General features: G+C 55.5%; 24 protein-coding genes. 7 read left to right on the top strand and 17 right to left on the bottom strand.

Annotation, left to right across the window (positions count from 1 at the left end):
• Positions 1-7 precede the first annotated feature (7 nt).
• The 7 genes from tssH to VC35_RS21885 all read right to left on the bottom strand — a co-directional run bounded on the left by tssH (position 8) and on the right by VC35_RS21885 (position 8,849).
• A complete protein-coding gene (gene tssH, locus VC35_RS21915; RefSeq protein WP_046042541.1) occupies positions 8-2,611 on the bottom strand; it encodes a type VI secretion system ATPase TssH in 2,604 nt (867 codons plus the stop codon).
• Positions 2,608-3,678, bottom strand: coding sequence for a type VI secretion system baseplate subunit TssG (gene tssG / locus VC35_RS21910; protein ID WP_046042540.1), 1,071 nt, complete (start codon positions 3,676-3,678; stop codon positions 2,608-2,610). The genes tssH and tssG overlap by 4 nt, the downstream gene beginning before the upstream one ends.
• Complete coding sequence (tssF, locus tag VC35_RS21905) at positions 3,642-5,474, bottom strand: type VI secretion system baseplate subunit TssF (RefSeq protein ID WP_046042539.1); 1,833 nt, start codon at positions 5,472-5,474, stop codon at positions 3,642-3,644. Before tssF ends, tssG begins: the two co-directional genes overlap by 37 nt.
• Positions 5,474-5,956 carry a type VI secretion system baseplate subunit TssE gene (gene tssE / locus VC35_RS21900; protein WP_046042537.1) on the bottom strand — a complete coding sequence of 161 codons (483 nt, stop codon included), beginning with the start codon at positions 5,954-5,956 and terminating at the stop codon, positions 5,474-5,476. The genes tssF and tssE overlap by 1 nt, the downstream gene beginning before the upstream one ends.
• Before the next feature lie 25 nt (positions 5,957-5,981).
• Complete coding sequence (gene tssC / locus VC35_RS21895) at positions 5,982-7,484, bottom strand: type VI secretion system contractile sheath large subunit (protein WP_046042536.1); 1,503 nt, start codon at positions 7,482-7,484, stop codon at positions 5,982-5,984.
• Between the two features lie 10 nt (positions 7,485-7,494).
• Positions 7,495-8,028: a type VI secretion system contractile sheath small subunit gene (gene tssB, locus VC35_RS21890; protein WP_007978739.1), complete on the bottom strand. Its 534-nt coding sequence runs from the start codon at positions 8,026-8,028 to the stop codon at positions 7,495-7,497.
• 68 nt (positions 8,029-8,096) lie between these two features.
• The gene (locus tag VC35_RS21885; RefSeq protein WP_046042535.1) at positions 8,097-8,849 is read right to left on the bottom strand and encodes a hypothetical protein; all 753 of its coding nucleotides are present in this window, start codon (positions 8,847-8,849) and stop codon (positions 8,097-8,099) included.
• 700 nt (positions 8,850-9,549) lie between these two features.
• On the opposite strand from VC35_RS21885, the gene VC35_RS21880 reads away from it, so the two are divergent.
• Positions 9,550-11,715 (top strand): M48 family metalloprotease, encoded by a 2,166-nt coding sequence (locus tag VC35_RS21880; protein WP_046042534.1) that lies wholly within the window; start codon positions 9,550-9,552, stop codon positions 11,713-11,715.
• Positions 11,716-11,750: 35 nt separating this feature from the next.
• Here VC35_RS21880 and VC35_RS21875 read toward each other — a convergent pair whose 3' ends face one another.
• From VC35_RS21875 to VC35_RS21850, 8 genes are all read right to left on the bottom strand, one after another.
• Complete coding sequence (locus VC35_RS21875; RefSeq protein ID WP_046042533.1) at positions 11,751-12,029, bottom strand: DUF6966 domain-containing protein; 279 nt, start codon at positions 12,027-12,029, stop codon at positions 11,751-11,753.
• A 34-nt stretch (positions 12,030-12,063) separates the two neighbouring features.
• Positions 12,064-12,411, bottom strand: a complete 348-nt coding sequence (locus VC35_RS21870) for a DUF7957 family protein (RefSeq protein WP_046042532.1) — start codon at positions 12,409-12,411, stop codon at positions 12,064-12,066.
• Positions 12,412-12,450: 39 nt separating this feature from the next.
• Positions 12,451-13,359 carry an immunity protein Tsi6 family protein gene (locus VC35_RS30085; RefSeq protein WP_259674443.1) on the bottom strand — a complete coding sequence of 303 codons (909 nt, stop codon included), beginning with the start codon at positions 13,357-13,359 and terminating at the stop codon, positions 12,451-12,453.
• Between the two features lie 170 nt (positions 13,360-13,529).
• Positions 13,530-13,994: an SMI1/KNR4 family protein gene (locus VC35_RS21860; protein ID WP_046042531.1), complete on the bottom strand. Its 465-nt coding sequence runs from the start codon at positions 13,992-13,994 to the stop codon at positions 13,530-13,532.
• Positions 13,995-14,233: 239 nt separating this feature from the next.
• On the bottom strand, positions 14,234-14,467 hold the full coding sequence (locus VC35_RS29120) for a hypothetical protein (protein ID WP_080925365.1): 234 nt from the start codon (positions 14,465-14,467) through the stop codon (positions 14,234-14,236).
• 128 nt (positions 14,468-14,595) lie between these two features.
• A complete protein-coding gene (locus tag VC35_RS29115; protein ID WP_223464654.1) occupies positions 14,596-14,970 on the bottom strand; it encodes a hypothetical protein in 375 nt (124 codons plus the stop codon).
• The gene (locus VC35_RS21855) at positions 14,948-15,253 is read right to left on the bottom strand and encodes a hypothetical protein (RefSeq protein ID WP_046042530.1); all 306 of its coding nucleotides are present in this window, start codon (positions 15,251-15,253) and stop codon (positions 14,948-14,950) included. Before VC35_RS21855 ends, VC35_RS29115 begins: the two co-directional genes overlap by 23 nt.
• A 2-nt stretch (positions 15,254-15,255) precedes the next feature.
• Positions 15,256-16,722 (bottom strand): DUF6861 domain-containing protein, encoded by a 1,467-nt coding sequence (locus VC35_RS21850; RefSeq protein ID WP_046042529.1) that lies wholly within the window; start codon positions 16,720-16,722, stop codon positions 15,256-15,258.
• Between the two features lie 719 nt (positions 16,723-17,441).
• Between VC35_RS21850 and VC35_RS21845 the strand changes: the two genes are divergently transcribed.
• The 6 genes from VC35_RS21845 (at position 17,442) to VC35_RS21820 (ending at position 23,630) form a co-directional block, all read left to right on the top strand.
• The gene (locus VC35_RS21845; RefSeq protein WP_046042528.1) at positions 17,442-19,277 is read left to right on the top strand and encodes a type VI secretion system Vgr family protein; all 1,836 of its coding nucleotides are present in this window, start codon (positions 17,442-17,444) and stop codon (positions 19,275-19,277) included.
• A gap of 23 nt (positions 19,278-19,300) precedes the next feature.
• Positions 19,301-19,888 carry a DcrB-related protein gene (locus VC35_RS21840; RefSeq protein WP_046042527.1) on the top strand — a complete coding sequence of 196 codons (588 nt, stop codon included), beginning with the start codon at positions 19,301-19,303 and terminating at the stop codon, positions 19,886-19,888.
• Entirely contained in the window at positions 19,885-21,117 is a 1,233-nt protein-coding gene (locus VC35_RS21835) for a PAAR domain-containing protein (RefSeq protein ID WP_046042526.1), read from the top strand. Before VC35_RS21840 ends, VC35_RS21835 begins: the two co-directional genes overlap by 4 nt.
• The gene (locus VC35_RS21830; RefSeq protein ID WP_046042525.1) at positions 21,114-21,695 is read left to right on the top strand and encodes an Imm5 family immunity protein; all 582 of its coding nucleotides are present in this window, start codon (positions 21,114-21,116) and stop codon (positions 21,693-21,695) included. Before VC35_RS21835 ends, VC35_RS21830 begins: the two co-directional genes overlap by 4 nt.
• A gap of 466 nt (positions 21,696-22,161) precedes the next feature.
• Positions 22,162-22,875 (top strand): SMI1/KNR4 family protein, encoded by a 714-nt coding sequence (locus VC35_RS21825; RefSeq protein ID WP_052960576.1) that lies wholly within the window; start codon positions 22,162-22,164, stop codon positions 22,873-22,875.
• Positions 22,876-23,276: 401 nt separating this feature from the next.
• Positions 23,277-23,630 carry a hypothetical protein gene (locus tag VC35_RS21820; RefSeq protein WP_046042524.1) on the top strand — a complete coding sequence of 118 codons (354 nt, stop codon included), beginning with the start codon at positions 23,277-23,279 and terminating at the stop codon, positions 23,628-23,630.
• A gap of 310 nt (positions 23,631-23,940) precedes the next feature.
• On the opposite strand, the gene VC35_RS21815 is transcribed toward VC35_RS21820, so the two are convergent.
• Both VC35_RS21815 and VC35_RS21810 read right to left on the bottom strand, forming a co-directional pair.
• Complete coding sequence (locus VC35_RS21815) at positions 23,941-24,303, bottom strand: hypothetical protein (protein WP_046042522.1); 363 nt, start codon at positions 24,301-24,303, stop codon at positions 23,941-23,943.
• Positions 24,304-24,440: 137 nt separating this feature from the next.
• Positions 24,441-25,073, bottom strand: coding sequence for a response regulator (locus tag VC35_RS21810; RefSeq protein WP_046042521.1), 633 nt, complete (start codon positions 25,071-25,073; stop codon positions 24,441-24,443).
• Positions 25,074-25,080 lie beyond the last annotated feature (7 nt).

The raw sequence follows: 25,080 nt of genomic DNA, 5'->3' as shown, positions 1-25,080 counted from the left end.
TGCCCGATCAGTTCAGGCGATAGGCGAAATCGCCGTCGCTGCCCAACTCGATGTTCAAACTCTGAATCGGTTTGTCCTGCGCCATGCGCTCCAGGACCCGCTGGGCCAGTTCTGGCATCAGGGTCTTGGACAAAATGTTGTCGATGTTGCGGGCGCCGCTGTCGACTTCCGTGCAGCGCGAGGCAATGGCCTTGACCAGCGCCTCGTCATAGCTCAGGACGGCCTGATGATTGCGCTCGAAGCGCTGGCGAATGCGCGCAAGCTTGAGCGCGACGATGCGCTCCAGGATCGCGTCCTTGACCGGGTAGTAGGGGACGATGGTCAGGCGGCCGAGGAAGGCCGGCTTGAACACTTGGTTCAACTCGTCACGCAGCCCTTCGACGATGTCTTCCGGCGTCGGTTGTGGCTGCGCATTGAGGCACCACTGCATGATGCGGTCGGTCCCGGTGTTGGAAGTGAGGATGATCACGGTGTTGCGGAAGTTGATCTCGCGACCTTCGCCGTCATCCAGCACGCCTTTGTCGAACACCTGGAAAAACAGTTCGAGCACGTCCGGGTGGGCTTTTTCCACTTCATCGAGCAGCACCACGCTGTAGGGCTTGCGTCGCACGGCTTCGGTCAGCACGCCGCCCTCGCCATAGCCGACATAACCCGGTGGCGAACCCTTGAGGCTCGAAACCGTGTGGGCTTCCTGGTACTCGGACATGTTGATAGTGATGACGTTACGCTCGCCGCCGTACAGGGTGTCGGCCAGCGCCAATGCGGTTTCGGTCTTGCCGACGCCGCTCGGGCCGAGCAACAGAAACACGCCGATCGGTTTGTTCGGGTCTTCCATGCGAGCTCGGGAAATCTTGATGCGCTTGCCGATTTCCTGCAGTGCGTGGTCCTGGCCGAGCACACGCTCGCCCAGCAACGCCGGCAGGCGCTGCACGGTTTCGATTTCGTCGCGCAGCATCTTGCCCAGCGGGATGCCGGTCCAGCCGGAGATCACTTCGCCGATGGTGCCGCCATCCACCAGGGCATGCACCAGCGGTTGCTCACCCTGGACGCTGGCCAGTTCGGCGCGCACCGCGGCAATCTCCTGGGTATCCGGTGCCTGGTTTTCCGGGTGGCTGAGGGCGCCGAGTTTTTCCACCAGTTGCAGCTCGCGTTGCCACTGTTGCTCGAGGGCATCGCGAGTCTGCTGTTCGCTCAGCAGTTCGGTGTTGAGGGTGGCCAGGCGTCGGGCATGGTCGCTGCCTTTGGCGGCTTCCTGCTGCAGTACCGAGATTTCCGCCTGCAAATTGTCGATCTGGCGTTTGCAGTCTTCCAGCGGCCCCGGCTGCGCCGATTGCCCGAGGGCGACCCGGGCGCAGGCGGTGTCCAGCACGCTGACGGCCTTGTCCGGCAGTTGGCGCCCGGTGATGTAGCGATTGGACAGGCGCACGGCCTGCACCAGCGCTTCGTCCATCACCGTGACCTTGTGATGCTCCTGCATCTTGGCCAGCAGGCCGCGCAGCATGTGGATCGCCTTGTCTTCGTCCGGCTCTTCGACCTTCACCACCTGGAAGCGGCGGGCGAGGGCGGCATCTTTTTCGAAGTACTTCTTGTACTCGGCCCAGGTGGTCGCCGCGATGGTGCGCAGTTCGCCGCGAGCCAAGGCCGGCTTGAGCAGGTTGGCGGCATCGTTCTGCCCGGCCTGGCCGCCCGAACCGATCAGGGTGTGCGCTTCGTCGATGAACAGAATGATCGGGTGCAGGCTGCGCTTGGTTTCTTCGATGACTGACTTGAGGCGGTTTTCGAATTCGCCTTTCACCCCGGCTCCGGCCTGCAACAGGCCCAGGTCCAGGGTGTGGATGGCGACGCCCTTGAGCACCGACGGCACGTCACCCTGGATGATGCGCAGGGCCAGGCCTTCGACCACGGCGGTTTTGCCGACGCCGGCCTCACCAGTGAGGATCGGGTTGTTCTGGCGGCGGCGGGTGAGGATGTCGACCATCTGCCGCACCTCGAACTCGCGACCTAGCACCGGGTCGATCCGGCCTTCACGAGCGCTTTGCGTGAGGTTGATGGTGTATTGGTCGAGGGCCGGGGTTTTGCCGTTGCCTTTGATCGGGCTGGTGCTGGCGACGTCCGCAGTGCCCAGCGGTTTGGCCAGGGCCGATTCGGCGCTGCCTTCCACCAAGGCGTTGAGGTTCAGGCGCAAATCGTCGGCGTTGATCTTCTCCAGCTCGGCCGCACCCGCGATCACCACTCGGCGCAGTTCGTCGTCATCGAGCAAGGCTTGCAACAGATGGCCGGTGCGGATCTGCGCCTGGCCGAACTCGATCGACGCCAGCACCCATGCCTGCTCGATCATGCGGGTCAAGTGCGGCGACAGTGCCGGGGTGCGGGTGTTGCCCTTCTTGAACGTCCCCAGTGCCGTCACCAGTTGCGCCTGCAAGCGCTCAGGCACCACGTCGTAATGCCGCAGGATGGCCGGCAGGTCGTTGTCGTGGCCGCCCTGCAACTGCAACAGCAGGTGCTCGATTTCGACATCGTAGTGGTGTTCCGACAGGCACAGCGCCGCGGCGCTTTCGGTGGCGGTACGGCTGGTGTCGTTGAGCTTGGCGAACAGGGACTTCAGGTTCACAGGGAGACCCCATCAAAAGGAATGTGAAAGAGCGCGCAACGGGAGGGTTCCACGTCGACGCCTGGTCGTTTGAGCCAGCCGAGCCGGCCCAGCGAAAGGTTGCCCTGGCGACCCAGGCGGGCGACGGGTACGGACTGCGGTTTGAGCTTTGGCGCCAACTGGAAGTCGAGTTCCGCGCCGACATAGAAACGCACCAGTTCCACCAGCTTCTGGTAGTCCTCGGTGCCAGGCTGGAAGCGTTGATAGTCGCCCAGTTCCAGCGGGCCCATCTCGATGCGCACGCATGACTGGTAGTCCCAGACCCGATTGCCGGCGACGGCGCTTTGCCCGAGCACGGCGTTCTTGCGCCCTAGCTGCGTACATTGGCTGGCGTCGAGTTTCAGCCAGCGACCGGCAAACGGCTTGACCTTGAACGGCAGGGAAAAATAGAAGCTGAGCATCACTTCCAGGTTCAACGCGTTGCGTGGCTTCTGGGCGAACAGGCCGGAGAAATAGCTGAACAATTCACGGCGCAGGGGCGAGCCTTGCCGGTCGAATTTCTGCTTCTGCGCCTCGGGGCCGAAACCCACCAGATTGAGCAGGTAACGGTCGAAATCCGAGGTGCCGTTGCGTTCGTACTCGATGTAGAACTTGTACTTTTGCCAGGCCTCGTAGAACAGCGTGGTCATGCGGTGCGAAAAGATGTCGAGGAACGCGTGGGCCGCGTCGTCCCGGTACTGGATGTGTCGCTCGATCAACAGCTCGGTGTACGGGCGCGGCAACACGCCCGACGGCCCGACCAGCCCCATGAAGGTGACTTGCATCTCGGACAGCGGCAGGCCGGCCACGGAGACCTTGCCTTCACGCTCGAACTGCAGATCGCTGACTTCACTGGCCGGGAAGTTGAGCGACAGCTGCGAGCGAAAACGCAAAGGGTCTTCGTGCGGTCGGGTTTCCAGGTCCATACGCCCGGTTCTGCTGTAATGCAGGCGAAGCAAGCGCACCAACTGGAAAAACTCGAATCGGTGCGGCTCAGCCCGTGCCTGGTCGATCAGACCAGGGGTTGATCGCCGGTTCGCGGTGGCCATTGGACGACTCTCTTTTCGCGCTGCAAGGTGCGAAGGGTTAATTGGGTAAAACTGTTCATCGAGCAGTACTGACCAAAGAAGTGATCGAGCACCATGCCGAACAAAAACACACCGCTGCCGGTGTACTGGCTTTCATCGAAATTGAGGGTGATGCCGACGCCGCGCACGAAGTTTGGCCGCGGGTGGCCGATGCGTGCGACAACCGGCTCGCTGTTCACCGAGACAATGCCGTTGATCTGTTTGCGGATCGCCGACACGTTGCGATAGTTGTAGAGCGACAACAGTTCCAGCAGCACTTCGCGACCACGGGACACCAGCGACATGTGGTTCAGCGACAGGTGTGAAATCAGCCGCCAGATCACGCCGTTGCCCAGCGGTACGCGCGCGGTGGCGGTGGGCTTGCGCAGGCAGCGGATGTCCTTGATCACCGAGTTGCCCGGAATATTGAAATCGCCACGCTCGCCACCGAACGGCAACATCAGGGGCAGGTCACGGTTGCTGCAGGTCAGGCGGATGCTCAACGCATCGTTGTTGGACTCCATCAGCCCCAACTCGCGATCCACCACCCGGATGAACACGTTCGAACCGTCGCGCTGGCCGCTCTGTACCGCACGGCGCCGGGCAATCCAGAAGCTTTGGCCCGGGCCCTGATCGCCTCGGGGTTCGAAAAACGGATGGCAGGTGCCGACCTGATCAATACCGCCGACCTTGCGCACGCGCCGTACGCGATCGATGGACACCACTTCAGCCGAGCCTTGCAGGCGCACATCCGGCGTCACCGCGTACTCGTGCTGGGCGTGGGTCAACTTGATCGGCTCGGCCTGCTGGCGGAACAGGTTGATGATCGGCGTGCAATTGAGCTTGAAGTTATTGCGCCCGATGTTTTGCGTCAGGCGCGCCAGGCGGTCGCTCAGGTCGTAGTCGGAAAAGTAGAAATTGACCTCGACTTTCTCGACATCCTTGCCCGCCAGAATCCGTGCAAAGCCCGACAGGTCGAAGAACATGAATTTGTCGGGGAAGGTGAAGTACTCGTGCAGAAGGCGATAGCCGAGGAACGAGCGCTCGGAGTAGTCCACCAGACCTTCGTCCAGACCGTAACCGACGGCTTTCAAGGCGTTGGCCGGCAAGACGACTTCGCGGGTACGCCCCTGATCTTCGAAGGTCAGCGTGGCCTTGGCCAGGTTGTTGAACAGCAGTTCGTACAGTTGCAGCATCAACGTGCTTTCGCCGTCGAGGAAGAACCGCAGGCTGTCCAGTTCCAGCTTGCCGAACATCACGTCGGAGGTGGCCATCAGGCCGATGCGCAAGCGTGCGACCAGGTCAGCGCTGTGGCCGTTGAACGCCGAGCGTTCCATCTCGATGAACGATGCCTGTTGCACCGCCACCGGCCACAGCTCGACCGGGTAGCAGGTGCGGAATTTACACACCACGCCATCGATCGGGTTGGCACTGAGCTCGGTATGCCGGGGCACGCGGAAGGCTTCGGTGACTTTTTCCTGCTTGCCCAGGTTGAACTCGACGATCGACATCGACGGGGTAGGGCGCAGGTAATGCGGGTACAGCACTTCGAGAAACGACTCGACGATTTCCGGCAGCTCGTCGTCGAGTTTTTTATGCACCCGCGCCGACAGGAACGAGAACGCTTCGATCAGGCGCTCGGTATGCGGGTCTTCGCAGTTATCGCCCTCGATGAGCAACCGCGAAGCGATTTTCGGATACTGGCTCGCAAACTCCTGGCCCAAAAAGCGCAGGTGCGACAGTTCCTTTTCGTAATAGGGCAGCAGATCGTCGAGCATCAGTTGAGGTTCTGCACTTTGTATTCCTGGGTGTTGACCTGCAGCACCGCGTCGAAGGACATCTGACGGGTGACGTCTTGCAGGCGCAGGACCGCGTCCACGCGAAAGGTCAGCATGCGTTGGCCGGTCTGTTGGGCGAGCAGTTGCACTTTGACGCTGCGAAAGCGCCGGTCGCCGACCGTGATCGCTTTCTCCAGTTGCCGCTGGATCAGCAGGCGATCTTTCGGATCAAGCACGCTGCGGCTGGTGAAGTCCGGCATGCCGTAGTCGAGGATGCTGCCGCTCAGGTTGACGAAACCGTCCAGTTCGTTGGCGACCAGGGACTGGCGGGTGTTGACCAGGATTTCCAGGTCGCGAACGATGCTGGCCTTGTAATCGGCCAGCGAACACAAGCGCTGCGATGACGCTTCGATGGACTGATGCGGACGATCGTCCAGCAATCGGTCCAGCAGTGATGGCAACAGCTTGTGTTGACTGGTCATGGTGCCTCCCTGGCAATGTGCTCGATCAGCCGCGGGTCGATTGCGGCAATTCAGCGACCAGGCGCAATGAAGCGGTCAGCTCGTCCAGTTGGTAGTGCGGGCGCAGGTAGGTCACAGCCTTGTACACCCCCGGCTTGCCCGGTACTTCGAACACCTCGGCGCGGGCTTCGCGCAGCGGGAACTTGGCCTTGGCTTCCTGGCTCGCGGTGTCGTCCAGCAGCACGTAGCTCGACAGCCACTTGTTGAGGAACAGCTCGACGTCCTTGCGCGAAGCAAAGCTGCCGATCTTGTCGCGCATGATCGCCTTCATGTAGTGGGCGATGCGCGAGGTGGCGAAGATGTACTGCAACTGCGCGGAAAGCCGGGCGTTGGCGTTGGCGATGTCGGTGTTGTACTGCTTCTGCTTCTGCGCCGACTGGGTGCCGAAGAACGCGGCGTAGTCGGTGCCTTTGCAGTGCACCAGCGGAATGAAACCGAGGTCCGACAGCTCTTTTTCACGGCGGTCGGTGATGGCGATTTCGGTCGGGCACTTGAGGGCGATTTCACCGTCATCGGTCTTGAACGTGTGGGTCGGCAGACCTTCCACCAGGCCACCACCCTCGACACCACGGATCGCCACGCACCAGCCGTAACGGGAAAACGCATCGGTGACCCGGGTGCCCAGCGCGTAGGCGGCGTTCATCCACAGGTACTTGTTGTGGTCACGGCCATCGACGCTTTCGACGAAGTTGAATTCCTCGACCGGCGTGGTATCCGGGCCATAAGGCAGGCGACCGAGCACGTGGGGCAGGGTGAGGCCGACATAACGCGAGTCTTCGGAAGCGCGGAACGACTTCCACTTGGCGTATTCGACGGTGTCGAAAATCTTCGCCAGGTCCCGTGGGCCGGACATGTCGGTGAACGAATCCCAGCCGAACAGCTCAGGCGAGGCCGCCGAGATGAGCGGTGCGTGGGCGGCCGCGGCGACGTGGGAAATCTCTTCGAGCAGGTACATGTCTTCCGGACTGCGGTTGAACTCGTAGTCACCCAGCAGCATGCCGAACGGTGCACCACCGAAGGTGCCGTATTCTTCTTCGTAGATCTTCTTGAACAGCGCGCTCTGGTCGAATTCGGAAGCGGCCTTGAGGTCGCGCACCAGGTCTTTCTTCGACGCATTGAGCAGGTGGATCTTCAGCGTGGTGCTGGTCTCGGTCTGGTCCACCTGATACTTCAGGCCGCGCCAGGAGGCTTCCAGCTGCTGGAACTCACTGGCGTGCATGATCTCGTTCATCTGCTCGGAGAGCATCGCGTCGATCTCGGCGATGCGCGCATCGAGCACGGCGATCAGGTCCTTGCTCGGCGTCATTTCGCCTTCCAGGATCTGGTTGACCAATTCACCGATCAGGTCGCGGGTGCGGGTGCGCTCGGTCTCGGAACGGGCCACGCGGCTTTGCGAAATGATGCTGTCGAGCAACGAGGATTGCGCGGTGAAGCTGTCCACTTCAACCAGCGTGCTGTCCTGTTGAGTCACGGTTTGCTTGTCGTTCATCGTCAGGCTCCTACGCTTTGCCGTCGGTGGCTGGAACGGCGGCTTCACGGCCGAATTCCTTGCCCAGGGTTTTCAACTTCTCGGTGTTCTGCAACACGTCCATCAGCAGCTCTTCGAGCTTGTCGTTGCCGCCCATCTTGTTGCGCAGGTCCGCCAGCTTGTTGCGCACTTCCAGCAGCTTGCGCAGCGGCTCGACCTGCTTGACCACGTTCTGCGGTTCGAAGTCTTCGAGGGCGTTGAAGTTGAGCTCGACCCCCAGCTGCGTGCCGTTCTTGGCCAGGGTGTTGTCGACGCGGTAGGTCAGGCGCGGCTTGATGCCCTTGAGCACGCCGTTGAAGTTGTCGCGGTCGATGAAAATGAACTTGCGGTCCTTGAGCTTCGGCAGCGGCTCCAGCGGGTTGCCGGAGAAATCGCCCAGCACACCGACGACAAAGGGCAGCTCTTTCTTTTCCTGAGCGTCACCGATATCCACGTCGTAGGTGATGTGGACCCGAGGCGCGCGAACGCGGTCGAGTTTGTGCTGGGTACTTTCCTTCTTCGCCATCGTGATCTCCTGTGCGAACAATTCGCTGCAAGTCGTTTGCGTGTCGGTTCAATGGGTGGCCGAGCGCGTTACATTCCTTCGATCGTCAGCAGCAGGCGCTGACGGATTTCATCGTTCATTTCCATGATGTTTTCAAAGCCCACCAACTCTTCGAAGCTGGTGTTGCCGGCAATCTGGGTGCTGCTGCGGATCACGGCCTCGTCGGGCAACTGCGAGCGAACCGGCGAGCTGATGACGCAGAAGGGCAGGTCGCCGAAGTCCTTCAAGCGTTCGAAACTGACGGGAAAACGCAGGCCTTCGAGCAGGCGGCTGATGCCGGGCGACTTGCTCAGGCAGTAGAACAACACGAGGTAATGCACCACGAAGCGGTACAGCTCGGCGCTGCTGCGATTGGGGTCTTTGATGACGGTACGAAAACGGGCCAGGTCGAACGAACTGAAGCCCACCACCCAGCGTACGGGGCTGGTGATGCGAATGGATTGGCCGCTTTGGGACAGCACCTTGTCGTACTCCAGCGCAAACAGTTGCGGAGTGGTGCTGAGCAGGTTGAGGGGCACTTCGAGTTCGTTGACCAGCTGGAACGGAGCGCCCGAGCCGATGCGGTCGTAGAGCTCCTTGAGTTCCTTGAAATGGTGCTGGGTCTCGCGCCCGCTGCTGCGTTGCGCACCCTGCAGGTACTCACCGAAAAACGCTTGCGGACGGATCAGCAAAGCCAGGGTCGCCAGATAGTCCGAAGCCTGCGCCTTGAGCGCATCGGAAATGGCCCGGGTCTGGCTTCGCAGCTTGATCAATGCTTCAACATCAAAAAACGTCTGAGTCATCGGTACATCGTCCTTGAACACTACGCGACGACTACCCGGATATACACGGGAGTGCGTGCGCAGCGACTAATTTCTCGATTGAACACCTGTTCACGAGTTGTGATCGCTGATGTTTGACATCAAAAAATCACACTGCCAGGAATCATTGGGAGTGCGATGCTGGCATATGGATATCGAGTTGCCAGTAACGTCGTGTATGGCAACAGGATGTGTAGGAAAGTTCCTACACGGCGCGGATTTTTTCTTTTTTTTGATACATGTCGCAATGATGTCTTGTTGCCATCACTTGCTCGAACTGAATGCCGGAAGTGTCTGAAACCCAATTAATTCAATGGTTTCAGGTCGATAATGGATCCAATTTTTAATTGAAAAAAATTGAAAAAAGGTGAACCGGTTCACCCAAAGCCCGCTTGATGTTCCGCTGAGGAAAAGGTTGAAGGATAAGTGTCATATAACCGGCAAGGAAGTGATGGCATCTCAGGGGGGCGGGATATACAACGCATCCTTTCCATTGCTGAACGAGTGTTCGGGCAATATGGCGTTACATATCGTCGATATTTCTGTATAACGCGCCGGGTACGAGTGCGCCCCGTAACTTTCATGTCGGGCCGTGCAATAGCGTGAGGGCTTTCGGCCTTCGTTAAATGGAATTTATGCTCGCCACGGATGTAAGGCGACGCGACTATTGAGGCCCTGTCTCATGAGAACGTTGAAACTCATTGCCGTACTTATTCTCCTGCCACTTTGCCTGGGTTTGTTTGGTGTCTGGGAGTTACAACGCAGTACCGAGAGCATCACGGAGTTCGCGGATATCAACGCCGAACTGAGCGAGATGCGTGTTGAACTCCAAGCGATGGCTGCAAAGCCGGGATCGAGCTCGGCAATGGTCGATATCAATGGCAAGCGCATGAGTGTTGCCATGGCTCTATCGCGTATTACTGACGCCGAGCACGACCTGACCATCCTGCAACCGGTAAGTGCCGTGATGAGCAACCTGGCCAAAGGCGTCATCGTCCTCGGCCTGCTGGCCTCGCTGGTCGGCGTACTGGGGCTGTCGGGGTTGCGATGGGCAGGTGCCCGCGCGAGTCATTCCCGTGAACGATTGCTGCACACCTTCAGCCGGGTGAGCCGCCTGTTGCCGTACCTGCTGGTGGGGCACATCGTCGCCATGGGCGCGGCGGTGGCGGCCATCCTCGGTTTCGAAGGCCTGGGGCTGTGGCACATGGGGAAAATGGCCACCGGTGAATTCAAGCTGATGCTCATCGTGTTGATGCTGATGCTCGGCTTCCTGTATTCGATCTGGCAGATGGGCAAGCAGCTGCCGGTCATGCTGCGCATGTTCCAGTCCACGCCGATGAACGTTCTGGGCCAGGTGGTCACACCGCAACAGGCGCTGGCGCTGTGGGCCTATGTTCGCGAGCTGGCGGACCAGCTCGGCGCGCTGGCACCCGAGCACATCGTGCTGGGCATGACCGAAGGCTTTTACGTCACCTCCAGCGACGTCACCCTGCTCCCGGCAGGCACCGCGCTCAAAGGCCGCACCCTGCACGTGCCGATGATGTACCTGGGCTTGCTCGATTCGGCAGAAACCGGCGCGGTCATCGGTCACGAACTGGCGCACTTCGCCGGTGCCGATACCGAGTTCAGCCTGCGTTTCGTACCGATCTATCAGGGTATCGGTCGCAGCCTCGGCGTGATTGCCGAAACCATGCTGCAAAGCGATTTGCTGCAACGCACGACGCTGTGGCCGGCGTTCATGCTCGGTGAGTATTTCATGGAGCGTTTCGATCACGCGGTGAACCATTGGAGCCGCGTGCGGGAGCTGGCGGCGGACGCGGCGGGCGCGAAGCTGACGGGGAATATCGCCATCGCTTCGGCCTTGGTGCGCATCTCTGCCATCGACCCCTTGTTGCAGCAGGGTGTATCGACCCATGTTGCCCGCGTGACCAACCCCAGTGCTGAATACGTGCTGACCGGCGACTTGCCAGGCAGCCTGGTGCAGGAGCTGGCCGCGCAGCCGCTGACCCTGCCCGAAGAGGAAATGGCAACCAGCCTGCCTCATCCGTCGGACACTCATCCCTCCAATCGCGAGCGGCTAGCGTCCCTGCAAGTCACGGTCGAAGAGGCCGTCAGCCGCGGCACCCGCCCGATTATCGCGGCACAAGCCTGCGCCGCGATGGATCACTATTTCGCCGATCCCCAGGCATTGCGTGCCCGCATTACCGAGGACTTTCTCGGCCACTACGTGGAGCAGGATGCGGCGGTTGTGCAGGAGTTGCTTAGCTATGCCAGCAATGCCACGGAGGAAGTCCGGCTGCATGAAGGCGCACGATTGCGCGGGTGGATTACCCTGGGTTGCTTCTCGCTCTTTTTGCTGTTGGGCTTGGGCCTGCTGGTCTTGCCGTGGCTGTTGCCGCAAGCTTCAGGGAGTAACAAATCGATGATACTGGTCGCTGGTGGGGTGCTCGTCGTATTGATGGCATGCCTGCTGCCGTTCTCGTTGCGCATGCTCAAGCGGGCGAACAAGACCGCGTTGTTGCTGACGCCCGAGCACTTCGTTTTCGCTAACTTCAAGGCGCCATTGCCGATCCGGCACATCGCTGATTTTGGACTGCAAATGGGCCAGGGGCTGCACTTGAATCTGCTGCTGGAAGACGATGCTCCGATGCCTGAGTTGGCCTCGCGCTCGTTCTTTTCGCCTGATGCGAAGCTCGACAAGAAAAAGCGCTGGGTCCAGTTACAGTTGATTCAGTTCTGCCGGGACGACAAAAAGCTCAAGAATGAGCAATTGGCGGAACTGATCGGAACCTACCTCAATGCAGGCACTGCGCGACATCTGCTGCAGCAGCGATTTGAGCAGGCCTGAATGCTTTCAGCATTGGCAAGCGTGGGACGCCGGGTTCAATGGCTCCCTGCGCAAAGCTGATGAAGAACTGATAGCAGCCCTTGCAGTTCGTTGTTTTCGTCCAGCAAGGGTTTTGCGTTTTCATACAGAACAACGTCGTTGATTGAGCCCATGCCGCCGTACAGCGACATCAGTCGAGAAAACGCGTACGCCGTATCCTGGGGCAGCGCTAAGCTGCACTCCTCAAGTCTGTCTACCCATTGCGGGTGGCCGAATGTCCTCAGCAGTTCTGCTGTTCGGGCAAGGGTCGTGGAGATCTTGCGGATGTCTTTCATGGTGACAGCCCTGAGCCGTTGTGTTTTCGGTGGGTCACTTATCAACGCTCACAACGCTGACGGCGCCATTGTGCCAATCGACCGAGTAGCTGACGCCATTCCAGTTACCAGCGATCAGCGCCGCGTTTTTGTCGCAGTGAAGGCTCATGTAGGGTTTATCGGCTTGTGTACCGTGGGGACTTTCCTGGATGTACCAAAGCACTGTTCCATGCCGCGATAGGGCAAGGATGTTTTTGTTGGAAATGACATTTGGTGGGGGCTCGATCAGGATCGCTAGCCTGTCGTCATGCGGCAAGGCGACGTTGACCGGGTGAGGCAGGTGAATGGGTTGATTCGCTATCCATAGGATTCCGTTGTCAACGCGGTACCACGTTTCGGTCATAACGTTACCTTTAGTGTTATCGATGAAGTCGCAGCAATGCTATGTGCGTGGAAGACTTTCCGGCGGCAATCCATTCGGCAGCTGAATCTTCAGGCCGCGTGCAATCTGAATGCCTATGTAGAAGGCATCCCCCAGTGCGCTGGCAAGTTCAGGATCGTCGGCTTCAAACTCTTTGCCGGCCCACACGCCGATAGTCAATTGGTGCAACCGGGCTTTATCTTTTTCAACGCCCAGCAACACGTTCTTGATGAATTGCAATTGGATCAACGAGCTTGAGTAAATCTGGAACTCTGGACAGCCGTTGTATCTCAGGGCGGTGATGGCTATCGCATTGTCGATGTAGTCGAGGGCCGTTATCGGCGTTTTCAGAAGGCGGTCCTTCCCGGCTCCAGCGGTTTGATAGCTGCGCGACGCTACGTACTCATCAAACATTCGAATCTGCACACCGGTCCGGGCACAGTCTCGATCATAACCAACGTGTTTTCTATAGGTCAGGAATTGTTCTGATTCTGGTCCGTGAGACAGCAGCGAAACAATCGCCGCACATTGCGTGAGCCAATAGATTTCGAACGAGGATTCAGTGCCTCGACAATAACCAAGATCTGTCGCTTTGCCGTACAAGTCACTCGCCAATTGGCTGGCGTAATCGCGGTTTATCGTGGTCTCTGAAGTCCGGTCGGCCGGATCATTCGCGATGACGAAAACCCGATAGCGCTGCAACAGGAGGGCATCCACAAGCTTCAGGTCCGGGCAGGCGGGAGGCATCAGCGGCACAAAAACATCTGGCTCACGATTGATCGGCAGCCAGGACAGGTTCCTTTCCACTCGGGAAAGTGGCTTGTCCGCTTCGGTGTGGGGGGCTGCATCGACAACCTGCTCGGTGGGGGCGGGTGGAAGAGCGGTCTTTTGCCCGAAAAGGGTTTTCAAACGATGCAGTAGTTTTGACATGGGATATCCGTTCAAGGATTTTGATTTTGAGGACAGCGATCCAAAGGGCCGGAGTGACGGTTTGTCTTAGATAGCCGTTCCTCTATTGGTCCCCGGCTGCACAATCAGCAGATCATCCAGCTCTCCGCGGCGACAACTACCCTGACACCGGGGACACGACAAAGCGTCCCTTATGGCAAAAACGCCTTAATTCTCTTGGCGAGAAATTCGTAAAAATTGTTCGCATACAATAAGTTCTGCCCCGACGGGATTCTAATGAAAATCTGGCATTCTTCGCCGTTGTATGTGTCGTAGTCGAAGAAAAAAACCTCGCCCAAGTCGGTTTCGCTGATGACTACTTTTTTAGCGGTTGTTGATTTATGTTTGAGGCCATTGAGGTGCTGGAAAACTATATCTCCACCATTGATGTCTTCGAAGTCCATTCCATAGATGCTATATATTTCCTCCGTCCCGACTTCTCCTCCTGCATAATTGAGAAGGAACCATTTGTAGGATGCAGGCAGTTTATGGCGGATTTTTTTCTCGGCTTTTACCAGCCAGTCATCAGACACGGCGTCAGCGGGTGATCCAAACGCGGCGATATCCGGATGTTGTTTGATCAGGTTCTCTAGTTCAAGTAATGTTGGTTTATTCATTGCCTGTCTCGGACGTTGTTTTTTTTGTTTTTAAGTGAGGGTTTTTTGTCCGTAAATAGTCGTTTTGGATTCAGTTTTGATGGTGTGCGACGAGCATTTCGAGTTCTTTTGCGGGTCGCTGTTGTCAGTCGCTCAATGTTCATTTTTTTTCATCGTGCGGTGAAGGTCAGAAATTTTTGTGAAGCGGTATTTGCCACATTACGGAGGTGTAACCGTCGATAGTGTGACATCACGTACCATCATCGGCGAGAGCGACCTCTATTGTAATCTTGGCGGGTGATTCCCTCACCGAAGCGCAGCGCTTCATTGAATAAACGGTTGTCATGAGGGACTGGTTGAGTGCTCTCTTCGTTGCCGTAGAAACGTACGAATATCTGCTTTGAATGATGATCCCAACGATAGGTAACTTCTTCGTATGGGTAGTCAATAAAAATGTCTTCGTTTGCGAAACGCTCACCTTTCTCAATTGCCATTTAATTCTCTCGCGACGCTGTAGTACTGCGATCGCTGATCGTGAACCCCATCTGAAAACCCAAGAACAACAAGAACTTTTAAAAATCTCGGCACCAGGCAATGATCTGTCACGACATATCGCCTGATTTCAGACCCGTTCAAATGCGTCCCATAACATCTGTCGAATAGCATCCAGTCTTGCGTTAGCTGCGACACGTTGCTCAGAGGTACCTCGAACAATGTAGACGTCTGAGAAACCTGATTTACTGCCTGCCATTGTTCTATAAATTGAAGTCGCTTGTGCCCATTCATTGCTGTTCGGCAAAGGGTCATCGGAAAGTAGGCGGATTATCGCGTTTATTCCCGAATCAAAATTTCGGCAGTTCTCACCGTGAAAAATCTCTGTGAGCGAAATAAGCACTTCGATCAGATGTGAGTTTGTCATGCGCTTTCCGATACCAAGCTCACTGTTGGGTTCTAAAGTCGGTCTGGAGTTTACGTTATTGCTGCCTGCGTTGCTCACGAAAGAGCTTCAGTGCCGGAGATTCTCCACCTGTAATCTCAATTGAAAATTTTGCGTAAGCCTCTTCAAGCTCTTCAAAAATTTGAAGGCCTTTTTCAGTGAAAAAATATTGGCCTGGGATTTCGCCCCATTCAATGGGCGTTACGATTTTTCCGGTTTTTACTAATTCTAATAAGGGTTTCAAGCCCCTGTACAAGTCTGCGGCATCAGGCGTCAGAGTTGAGTGTCTGATGAGTTGTTGCTCTAGGTCTATTGCTGAGGCTTCCAGGTTTTTAATATTCATGGCTAATTTCCTATGTTGCCAATTAGCTTGGCTTCTGACCAATTTGTCCGGTTGGGGATAACGTATTGTAAAGCACCTCCGGATCGAACAATCGCGCCTCCCAGTTCGCGGGTCGGAGCTACTTCACTCACATATACTTTGCTCGGCGAGAATGGAGCTATCTCATATAGGTCGTATTTTGGGGCCTCACTACCAAGTGGTAGACCCAGCGAGTCTGCTAGTGTTTTTCCCGAATTAGCTGCTTTATTTAACTCTTCGTAAGTCGTGAAGTAAGGTGAGTGATCTGGCTTGTCACCTCCATGGACCACGATTTTGACGAGAGGTGTATTTACGACCTTTGCAGTTGGCAAGGTCTTCCCGGATGCAAGCTGACCTGCGGCCCTCGCATAAAGAATGTAGTCAGATTTGGCTGGGTCTGCCGTAGCAACCTCATTGAGGTACATTCTGCCCTCGGGAGTCATCAAGTAGGCCTCGATTTTGCTGGTTTTAACGCCCAATGTCTCTAAGGTTTTGACGTCTTTAATCTGTTCTGCCAAAGGTACAAAATCTGGATCTTGCCGTGCATATTGCTCCCTTAGCGTTTGCGGTTCCGGCTCAGCCTTCACCAAAGGCGCTGGTTCCTTCACCTGCAACTCAGCCTGAGCCAGCAACTTCTGCTCATTCCTTGCCAACCAACCCGCCAACTGCTTGTTCGAAATCTCTGCCTGAAGCTTCGCGCTGCGGGTCGCGATGCTTTCCATGCTGTTCATCACACCCGCTTTCATCTGGCCCCGGGTCAGGTAGGTGACGATGGCGGTGAGCAACAGCAGTACAAGCTGCTCCTGTCCGCGGGCCAGTTGTCGTGCCGCGCGTTCGACGCGTTCCTGTACCAGTGCGGCGGAGCCGCCGCTGGGGTCCAGGCCGGACGGTTTGACGCCTTCTTCGGCGTGCCAGGCCGTGGCGATGCCTTCCTGCAAGGTCGAGAGGCAGGCGGGCAGGCCCTGGTAAAAGTATTCGGCGATGGCGGACAGGCCCAGGCCCATGAGAATCAGGTTGCCGAGCTGCAGGCCGATACCGGCCCCGGCAGCGGCTCCGGGGGCCGCGCCGACGCCAAATGCGAAGGCCCCCGCTGTGCCGCCGGCCACGGTGCCGATCGCCACGCTGCCGCCGAGAATCATCGAAACTTCTTTGACCAGTTGCAGCAGTACCGGCAGGATCTGCTCGATTTCAATCGAGGCCCACTTGCGCTTGAGGTCCATCTGGATGATCGGGTAGGAGAGGGTCATCGCCTGATGCACCGCATCGATGCGATGACCGCCCATGTAGCCATAGGCCTGGCTCGCGCCATTGCTGACACGCCGGGTGAAGCCGTTCCAGTTGTCGTGAACGCTCTGCAGGCCGTCGTTGACGCCCTGGTTCAGCTCGCTGAATTTCTGGTCGAGGTTGCGTTCGACTTCGGCCCAGCTGGGCACGTTGGCTAAAAGATCCATTTACTCGTCACTGTCCTTGGGGGAAAGGCGCTTCCTTGTTGCTGCGGTCGAGCTGTCGAATATCCGACTTATCATCAATGCCGAAGTGATGGCTATCTGCCGCACTTCAGACTGCGCGGCGGGATGGAAAATTCAACATGGATCCCATTTTTTGTTATTCGCATTACATTCGGCAATGATGGCAATAAGGCATTAGTTGCCAATCAGTGGTACCTGACTTCCCGTTCATCCTTGATATATCGGCGTTTCTGGCCAGCCAGCGGGGCGATAATTATTTTTCAGGGATTGTCCTGAACTGAGTTCGAAGTGCGTGGAAGTACCCGCATACACTGAGAGTGGGTTGACACAGTGCATGACATGGGTGTCTCCTTCCCGCGTTCAGAACCTGTGATACCTGCAAAAGTGTGACAAATTTCTCAAATATTTTTCTGGGTGATGGCACTTTCATACTGTCTTGTGGTCGCAGTTCCTGACGTGACATTTCGTGTGAGCAGTTTCGCTCGATGTTTAAGTGAATTCGATGAAAATGAAGAGTGTTCTGTAGGTTGTGTCTTACAAAACATACAGAATGATTCATGCCGCAGTCCGAAAACATAGAGTGGCAAAGTGTTCGCCCAAATCAATGTTGCGGCAAACAGGGTTTAACCCCCTTATCTGATTCGTTATGCGCAGTGGTTGAGAGAGGGCGGTAGCTTTCCACTGTTTTCAAGGAGATACACATGTTGATGGACCTTGCCGCAATGCTTTCCCCACAAAATCGGCGCCTGTTCAAATTCAAGAACCTCGCCAACCCCGAACAGCAATTGTTGCTTGAGTCCTTCAAGGGGACTGAAGGTCTGTCTCGTGCGTACAACTTCGAGTTGTTGCTGGTGTGCCAGGACTCCGACGTCGAGTTGAAGTCGATGATGGGCCAGCACGTGGTTCTGGAAATCGAGCTGGCAGACGCCTCGCCTCGTTACCTGGCAGGCTACCTCACGCGGTTTGCCAGTATCGGCAGTGACGGCGGCATGGCGCGTTATACGGCGACGCTGAACCCCTGGTTCTCGATGCTGAAAAACCGCTTCGACACGCGCATTTTCCAGGGTTGCACGGTGGAAGATGTCGTCACCCAGGTGTTTGCCTTGTGCACCGCGTTTTCCCGCCATGAGTTCCGCCTGAGCAAGCCGCTCAAGCATTACACCTACATCACCCAGTACCGTGAATCGGACTTCAACTTTGTCCAGCGCCTGCTCGAAGAAGAGGGGATGCTCTACTACTTCGAGCACACCGCCGAAGGCCACACCATGATCATCTGCGACGACTCCAGCACGTTGGTGCCGTTGCCTGAACAACCGCAGATCCGTTTCCACACGGCATCGGTCACCGAGACCGCCGACTCCATTACCCAATGGAGCGGCAACCGCCAGTTGCAGTCCGGGAAAATCGCGGTCCAGACCTTCGATTATCGCCAGCCGTCCAACCGCTTGCCGGTCGCCATGAAGAGCCTGAACAAGCAGGGTGATGTCGACGAATTCGAAATCTATGACTTCCCCGGCCAATACACCCACGGCACCTACGACGAAGGCGAAGCGCTGCTGCGGTTGCGGGTCGAAGCGCTTGAACTCAAGGGCAAGAGCTTTCATGGCGCCAGTAACTGCCGCGCAATGAAACCCGGTTATACCTTCGAACTGCTGCAGCATTACGATCACGATCAAGGCCCCGCCGATGATCGTCAGTTCCTGCTGATGAGCGTCGAAAGCGAAGGCCACAACAACTACCTCAGCGGGCACCAGGCGAGTTACTACAACACCTTCGCCTGCGTGCGCAAAAAGATCGTCTTCCGCCCTCAGCTCACCACCCCGCGCCCGACCATCTCCGGCCCGCAAACCGCGATCATCGTCGGTCCGCCGGGGGAGGAAATCTTCACCGACGAACTCGGCCGCGTGAAGGTGCAGTTTCACTGGGACCGCAAGGGTGAGCACAACGACAAGAGCTCCTGCTGGGTCCGCGTCGCCCAGTCCGGTGCCAGCGGCGGCTTCGGCAGCATCCAGATTCCCCGTGTGGGCGATGAGGTCGTGGTGGTGTTCCTCGACGGCAACCCCGACCGCCCGCTGGTCATGGGCAGCCTCTACAACAGCCAGAACACGCCGCCGTGGTCGCTACCGGCGAACAAGACCCAGAGCGGGTTTTTGACGCGGTCGATGAAGGGGAAGGGCAGCAATGCGAATTTTTTCCGCTTCGACGACAAGGCGGGTGCCGAGCAGATAATTGTCCATGCCGAACGCAATATGGATACGGAAATCGAAGCTGACGAAACCCTTAAGGTTGGTGGAAGTCGCCAGATCAAGGTCGAAGGCAAGCACTCGGAAACAATCAAGCTGGAGACCAGCATTGCCGTAGAGGAGGGATCGTATTACGTCACCGTCGATAAAGGCGAAGTGAAGATCAAGGCTGCGACATCCATCACTCTGGAAGTCGGCGCCAGCAAGCTAGTCATGAATAAGGACGGGACGATTACCCTGTCCGGCATCGTGGTTGATGTGGAAGGTAAAACCGTCATCAACCTGAACAAATAAGCTGACGGATAAGGGACTGCCGCATGCGAACCAGTATTTACGACCGAATCTCCGAGCAAAGGATTCGTGAGGAACAGCGACTCGAAACAGAGCGCTTGGAGCAGGAGGCACTCGACGCACCACCTCCACCTCCCGAACGCTTTCAGACCAATGAGTTGAGCTTTGTTCGTCCGCCAGGTTTCAAGGACAAAACATTTCATGTATTTACGCTAACTGATATAGGGCCAAGCCCCTTATCCGTGGTAATTGGTCGAACACCTATCGAAAGCGACAGTGATCTTGAATCAATGGCGCAGCAGTTGCTTGCTGATCTGAAAAAAGCCCTATCACATCTGGAGTGGGTTGAGCCTTTGAGCCCTGCCGAACTTGCGGGTGTTGAAGCTAGACGTGTCGAATTCAAATGGCGGCAACAAGGTCAACCGGTGCACCAACTCCAGTTGATCTTTCTCCATCACGACGAACTTCGGCAGCCGCTTCTGATGCAGATCACAGGAACAAGCAACAATCCCAAAGGCATGACGTCTGAAGAGCGAAGCGCGTTCTATGAGTTAGTCGAATCGCTTGAACTGCGGCACGTCCAAGATGGCGGTGAATCGGTAGAGCAGGCATGAGCGCTGCTGCACGCCTGGATGATCCGATTGAGCACACCGGATCACTAACGGGGTTGCTTGCAGGACTCGCCGTTGGTGCCATTGGCGCTGCTCTGATCGTGGGTACCGGCGGATTGGCAGCGGTCGCAATTGTCGGCGCTGCTGCGGCGACGGGAGCAGGCATAGGTCAGTTGGTTGGAAGTTTGTCGTTTTGCAGTCACGAAGCCGGCCAAATCGTCAGTGGGTCTGGCAACGTTCATACCAATGGCAAGCCCGCCGCCAGAGCGCACCTGGACAAGGCGAAATGTGACGAGCACGGCTCTGCGCCGCAAATAGTTGCGCAGGGGAGCAGTACCGTTCATATCAACGGTCAACCAGCGGCCCGGGTCGGTGATTGCACCGTGTGTGATGGGAAAATCAGTTCCGGATCTGGCAATGTATTCATCGGAGGAGGCACCGATACGACCGACCCGATAAATCCCGAAGTCCCGGAGTGGCTGGAGCGAGCAGTTCTCGTCGTTGGTTTGGCGAGTGCCTTCGTATTGGCAAGCCCGGTGGTCGTGGTTGCAGGGCTTGTTGGCGCTGTCGCAGGCGGATTGGCTGGAAACTGGGCTGGCGGGGAGTTGTTTGGTCAAGGGTCCGATGGACAGAAACTGATGGCCTTCGGTGGCGCTTTGTTGGGAGGAGGGCTAGGGGCTAAAGGGGGGAAGTGGTTTGATGCGCGGTATGAGATTAAGGTTCAGGGGGTTGGGTCGAATCTTGCGAATGTGAAGATTGTCCCAAAAGGTTCAGAAAAAGTTGCGAGCATTGCGGAATCAGAAGCCGCATTAGGTCGCGCGAATCATGCCAAAACAGAACTACCTTCGAGCAAAGAATATAAAGTAAAAACCGTATCATCGAACGACAAAAAAACATTGAGTGGATGGGGTGACAAGAAACCCGAGGGGTACGAAAAAGTATCAGCAGAGCATGTAAAGGCGAAGTCAGAAGAAATTGGGCACGAAGTGAAGTCACACCCATATGATAGAGACTACAAAGGGCAATATTATTCGTCTCATGCGGAAAAACAAATGTCTATAATCAGCCCGGATCATCCTATAGGCGTTTCTAAACCAATGTGTAATGACTGCCAAGGTTATTTTTCAAAATTAGCGCAGTATAAGAATGCGGAGCAGGTTGTTGCCGATCCAAAGGCGGTTCGGATCTTCAAGCCTGATGGGACAGTTGAGACAATTTTGAGGTCGGAATGAACAAAAAGTCTGAAGTGTTAGTTAAAAGATTGTTGGTTGAGGTGAAAAACTCGCCGTCGGGTGAGCTGATTTTACCTTTAAGAAAGCTTTTGTGGAACACCATTACGGTTGATGAGCCTGACGAGGTGAAAAGGCTGATTCTTACCAAGCTGGATTATATTTGTGTAAATCATGGCGCAGCCATCTGGTCACATAAGTTTGGAAGTTCTCAGAATTTAATCACGGTTCTAACTGTAGCGCTTGATACCGTTGAGGGGAAGCTCTCTGAAGTGAAGGCCCTGAGTATTCGAGATGATTTCTATGTTGAGGTAGTTGAAAATCAAGAATACGAACCTGACGAGTATCCAGCAATGTTCGTTGGTCATGCTGCTGCCAATACAATTGCTACAGCAACAGCTGATTTTGTGTTTGATCCTTCTGATGATCGTGATGATCGTGACCTCGATCCTGACGCATTCGAACCTAGCTTTTTAATGGCTTCTGCTTTCGCCGGGGGATTGGACGATAGTGGCGATTCTGAGTTGCGGCGTAGATTTTGGGAGTGGTATTTGTCGAGTGCAATAAATCAGGTGGTTTGAATTTCTATTAGTCTGGAGCTTTTATGTTGTTTTTTTGTTGCGGAACTAATGTGGGGATTTTCAATGTTTTATTATTTAGAGCCAGAAGTTTCGGATAAGGCTAAAAGCGCTTTGGAAAAACATCAGTTGCAGTATGCTGATTTTGAGAATTTCGTTGGGTGGATTTAGTGTTTGCGGTAGCTAAAGGGCTATCAGGACATTTTGTCAGCGTCGGATGCGGCGTTGTATAGTTCGCTGCGCCGCTATGTTCAACTACTTTTTTCAATGCTTAAAATTTTTGATGTCCAGAACTTCAAGTCTGATTGGGCAGTTTATAAAGCTCTGAGATGGGAATGAACAAAAAACCAGAAATGTTAGTTAAGCAACTAATAGGTGAGGTTAGGAATTCGCCGTCAGGCGAACTGATTCTGCCTTTAAAAAAACTTTTGTGGGACACCATTGCGGAGGATGAGCTTGAGTGTCGTAAATGATTATATTGGAAAACGTGGTGGAACAAGTTAAAACTTGTTTTGTCGATCGTGATGTGTATTTTTCGCCGGATGAATTGCCCGCGGATGTGGTTGTTCCGACGGGGTGGAAAGAGTTTGGTGCCGTTTTTTCTGAGCAACCCAAGTTTTCCGTTGCATGGTATTCTTTTGCCGATAAATTGCCTTGGGTGTTGTCCTTGCTAGATACTTGCTTGATCGGCACGTTTGTCTTGGGTGGGGAAAAAATTGAATTGTTATATGTTTTTCATGACGCCAATGGTCTTTATTACTATGTGGGTGGGTTGCCACTAAGTAGTTGTCCATTGAAGTCTGATAAGATTAACCTGGTTGCGGGTAGGTTGTCGGATTTCTATTTGCATGTACACAATGGGTTCACTTTTTTCCCCGCGCAATCAATGGGGCCTCAAAAAATAGAAGATTTATCACGTGTAGCACATTTAATTGATGAAGAAGAAACGAGCTTTGCGGAGAGTTGGATTACAGTTTTTTCTAATGGGGGTGGAGATTATTTAGCCGTGGATATAAATAACCAGGCGGAAGATAAAGGTGTTATCTGGTGGCATGAGCAAACCATGGAGCCGGAATTGGGAATAGATGTTTTTGAGGTTATGGATACGTGGATCTCTATATTTCTGGAAGACACACAATTGCGAAGTGATATATTGATAGAAGAATCTAATTTCAAAGCTTAAATTCGTCTGAAGCAAGTAGCTTGGCGTGTGACACCTAGGTGAGTTAACCCGACAACAGGGCCTGGCGCACCCCAATAGCAACCTCATCGCCGAAGTCGACGCCTTCGGTCACACAACCGAACACCTTAACGGTGATGACGGCCTGCCGCACCTTCATTGATGCCAGCCACAAGTCAAAATACCCGTGGTGGAACACCTGGCATAGGTCGAGCGCCTCCAGAGTTCCTTGGGTAAAACACCACGTTTCGGTTCGACGAGCGCCAGGACCTGATCGCCGTCACCGACGTGCTGGGCCATACCACCAAGCTGGATTTCGAGAAACTGTTGTCTGGTCAAGAGGTCGATATATTCGATTTGGATGGAACGGCGGCGTCATTAAGTTGATTTTTGGAGTGCTTTTTATGCCTGTTATAGCAATAGTTCTTGAAGGGGAAGTAACTCAGGCACAAAGTCTTCTGAAATTTCACAAAACGCTTGGTGTATCACTGCATTCGTTGAAGGACTCGTGGTTGAACGAACGTCCGATTGTGGAGGTGGAGATTTTTGAAGGAGATTACCAAGAGAAAGCAAAGATTATACGCTCAGTCCTTAAAATTATTCATGAAGAGCATCTAGTTGCGAAATTTTATGAAATTCCTTTTGGCGAGCAGTATGCCGGTAATTCGCAGCTCCAGACTTGGGAGGTTGATGCTGCACTCGTCGGCGGTATATTGGATGCTGCCGATAAGGAAGTAGATCGACAGTTGGATAATTGATGTTTCATGGGCATTGGTTTGGCTTTATTTATGAAGGATGTAGTCATCCTTGGCACTAAAACAGAGTTATCAGAAATGCTCTATCTGTATTGATGTCATGAACTATCATATTTTTCATTGATTAAATACGATGGGTTCTTGTGTTTTATTGTGTGGTGCCTGGAGATGTCCTGCTGGATGCTCAACGAGCAAGCAGCGACGAGACTGTCGAGAGCCTGGCCTGAAGTTCTCAAGGTACCCTCAGGCTGAACAACAAAAAAACCGGCTGATCAGGCCGGTTTTTTTTTGGGGCGGTGGTAGAGCAATTTATTCAGGCGGTGCGATTCTGGATCAGACGATCCGAGCCACCTTCGGCAACGCGATTCTGCAGCAGTTTGTCAGAGCCACCTTCGGCGACGCGGTTCTGCAGCAGTTTGTCAGAACCGCCTTCAGCGACGCGGTTCTGCAGCAGTTTGTCAGAACCACCTTCAGCGACGCGGTTCTCCATCAACTTGTCGGAGCCATCGGCGGCGACGCGGTTTTCGATCAGGCGATCGGAACCACCCTCGGCCACACGGCTTTCAATCAGACGATCCGAGCCGCCTTCAGCGACCACTGGTTGAGCGGAGTTTGCGGCGAAAGCGTTAACTGCGAAAACCGAGAAAGCGATGCTGAGGAGGGTCTGGCGTTTCATGATCGTGTGCTCCGGGGTGCTTATGGGGTGGTATGGAGCAGATGTTACGCCGGAGATTTTTTAAGAGAACTTCATTGAGTTGATGGTGACTATTGATGCAGTCAATGGATGATTCGCTCCCACAGGAGGGTGAGGTGTTAGCGGGAGATGAGCCCATGATCAAGGGCGTATTTGACCAGCGCCGCCGGCTTGTCGATGTTGAGCTTGCGCCGGATGCTCAAGCGGTGTGTCTCCACCGTGCGCACGCTGATGTCCAGTTCCCGGGCCATTTCCTTGTTGTTCAAGCCTTGCGCCATCTTCGACAGCACCTGGCTTTCCCTCGGGGTCAGTTCGTTGTCGGTGTTCCTGTCGGCGATCAGCCGTTGGGCGATTTCCGCGCTGTAGAAGGTTCCGCCGCTGCTGATGGCCTCGATGGCGGCGATGATTTCCCGTGACGGTGCGTTCTTCAGCACGTAGCCGCTGGCGCCGGAGCGCACCGATTCACTGACGTATTCGTAATTGTCGTACATGCTCAGCACCAGCACCTTGAGCGACGGGTACTGGCTGCGCAGTACACGGGTCAGTTCCAGGCCGTTCATGTCCGGCAGGCTGATGTCGACCAGCAGCAGGTCAGGCTGGCAGCGGCCGACCATCTCGATGGCCTCGGCGCCGTTTTCCGCTTCGCCGACCATTTCCAGGGGCGACATCACGGCCAGCAGCGCCTTGATGCCGTCGCGGACCAGGGAGTGATCGTCGACCAGGGCGACGCGGATCGGGGAGGGCAGGTTCATGCAAGGT

Origin of the sequence: Pseudomonas fluorescens (genome assembly GCF_000967965.1) — a bacterium.
Lineage (GTDB): Bacteria > Pseudomonadota > Gammaproteobacteria > Pseudomonadales > Pseudomonadaceae > Aquipseudomonas > Aquipseudomonas grandcourensis.
Note: the sequence above shows the minus strand (reverse complement) of the source record. Positions and strands in the feature narration are given on the sequence as shown.

Excerpts from the sequence above, each read along its gene's own strand:
- tssF (WP_046042539.1), bottom strand. The coding sequence starts at position 5,474 with ATGCTCGACGATCTGCTGCCCTATTACGAAAAGGAACTGTCGCACCTG.
- VC35_RS21860 (WP_046042531.1), bottom strand. The coding sequence starts at position 13,994 with ATGAATAAACCAACATTACTTGAACTAGAGAACCTGATCAAACAACAT.
- VC35_RS21840 (WP_046042527.1), top strand. The coding sequence starts at position 19,301 with ATGCGAACCAGTATTTACGACCGAATCTCCGAGCAAAGGATTCGTGAG.
- VC35_RS21845 (WP_046042528.1), top strand. The coding sequence starts at position 17,442 with ATGTTGATGGACCTTGCCGCAATGCTTTCCCCACAAAATCGGCGCCTG.
- tssE (WP_046042537.1), bottom strand. The coding sequence starts at position 5,956 with ATGACCAGTCAACACAAGCTGTTGCCATCACTGCTGGACCGATTGCTG.
- VC35_RS29120 (WP_080925365.1), bottom strand. The coding sequence starts at position 14,467 with ATGGCAATTGAGAAAGGTGAGCGTTTCGCAAACGAAGACATTTTTATT.
- VC35_RS21825 (WP_052960576.1), top strand. The coding sequence starts at position 22,162 with ATGATTATATTGGAAAACGTGGTGGAACAAGTTAAAACTTGTTTTGTC.
- VC35_RS21810 (WP_046042521.1), bottom strand. The coding sequence starts at position 25,073 with ATGAACCTGCCCTCCCCGATCCGCGTCGCCCTGGTCGACGATCACTCC.
- VC35_RS21850 (WP_046042529.1), bottom strand. The coding sequence starts at position 16,722 with ATGGATCTTTTAGCCAACGTGCCCAGCTGGGCCGAAGTCGAACGCAAC.
- VC35_RS21835 (WP_046042526.1), top strand. The coding sequence starts at position 19,885 with ATGAGCGCTGCTGCACGCCTGGATGATCCGATTGAGCACACCGGATCA.
- VC35_RS21820 (WP_046042524.1), top strand. The coding sequence starts at position 23,277 with ATGCCTGTTATAGCAATAGTTCTTGAAGGGGAAGTAACTCAGGCACAA.
- VC35_RS21830 (WP_046042525.1), top strand. The coding sequence starts at position 21,114 with ATGAACAAAAAGTCTGAAGTGTTAGTTAAAAGATTGTTGGTTGAGGTG.
- tssB (WP_007978739.1), bottom strand. The coding sequence starts at position 8,028 with ATGGCGAAGAAGGAAAGTACCCAGCACAAACTCGACCGCGTTCGCGCG.
- VC35_RS21870 (WP_046042532.1), bottom strand. The coding sequence starts at position 12,411 with ATGACCGAAACGTGGTACCGCGTTGACAACGGAATCCTATGGATAGCG.
- VC35_RS21880 (WP_046042534.1), top strand. The coding sequence starts at position 9,550 with ATGAGAACGTTGAAACTCATTGCCGTACTTATTCTCCTGCCACTTTGC.
- VC35_RS21875 (WP_046042533.1), bottom strand. The coding sequence starts at position 12,029 with ATGAAAGACATCCGCAAGATCTCCACGACCCTTGCCCGAACAGCAGAA.
- VC35_RS21885 (WP_046042535.1), bottom strand. The coding sequence starts at position 8,849 with ATGACTCAGACGTTTTTTGATGTTGAAGCATTGATCAAGCTGCGAAGC.
- VC35_RS30085 (WP_259674443.1), bottom strand. The coding sequence starts at position 13,359 with ATGTCAAAACTACTGCATCGTTTGAAAACCCTTTTCGGGCAAAAGACC.
- VC35_RS21855 (WP_046042530.1), bottom strand. The coding sequence starts at position 15,253 with ATGAATATTAAAAACCTGGAAGCCTCAGCAATAGACCTAGAGCAACAA.
- tssC (WP_046042536.1), bottom strand. The coding sequence starts at position 7,484 with ATGAACGACAAGCAAACCGTGACTCAACAGGACAGCACGCTGGTTGAA.
- VC35_RS21815 (WP_046042522.1), bottom strand. The coding sequence starts at position 24,303 with ATGAAACGCCAGACCCTCCTCAGCATCGCTTTCTCGGTTTTCGCAGTT.
- tssG (WP_046042540.1), bottom strand. The coding sequence starts at position 3,678 with ATGGCCACCGCGAACCGGCGATCAACCCCTGGTCTGATCGACCAGGCA.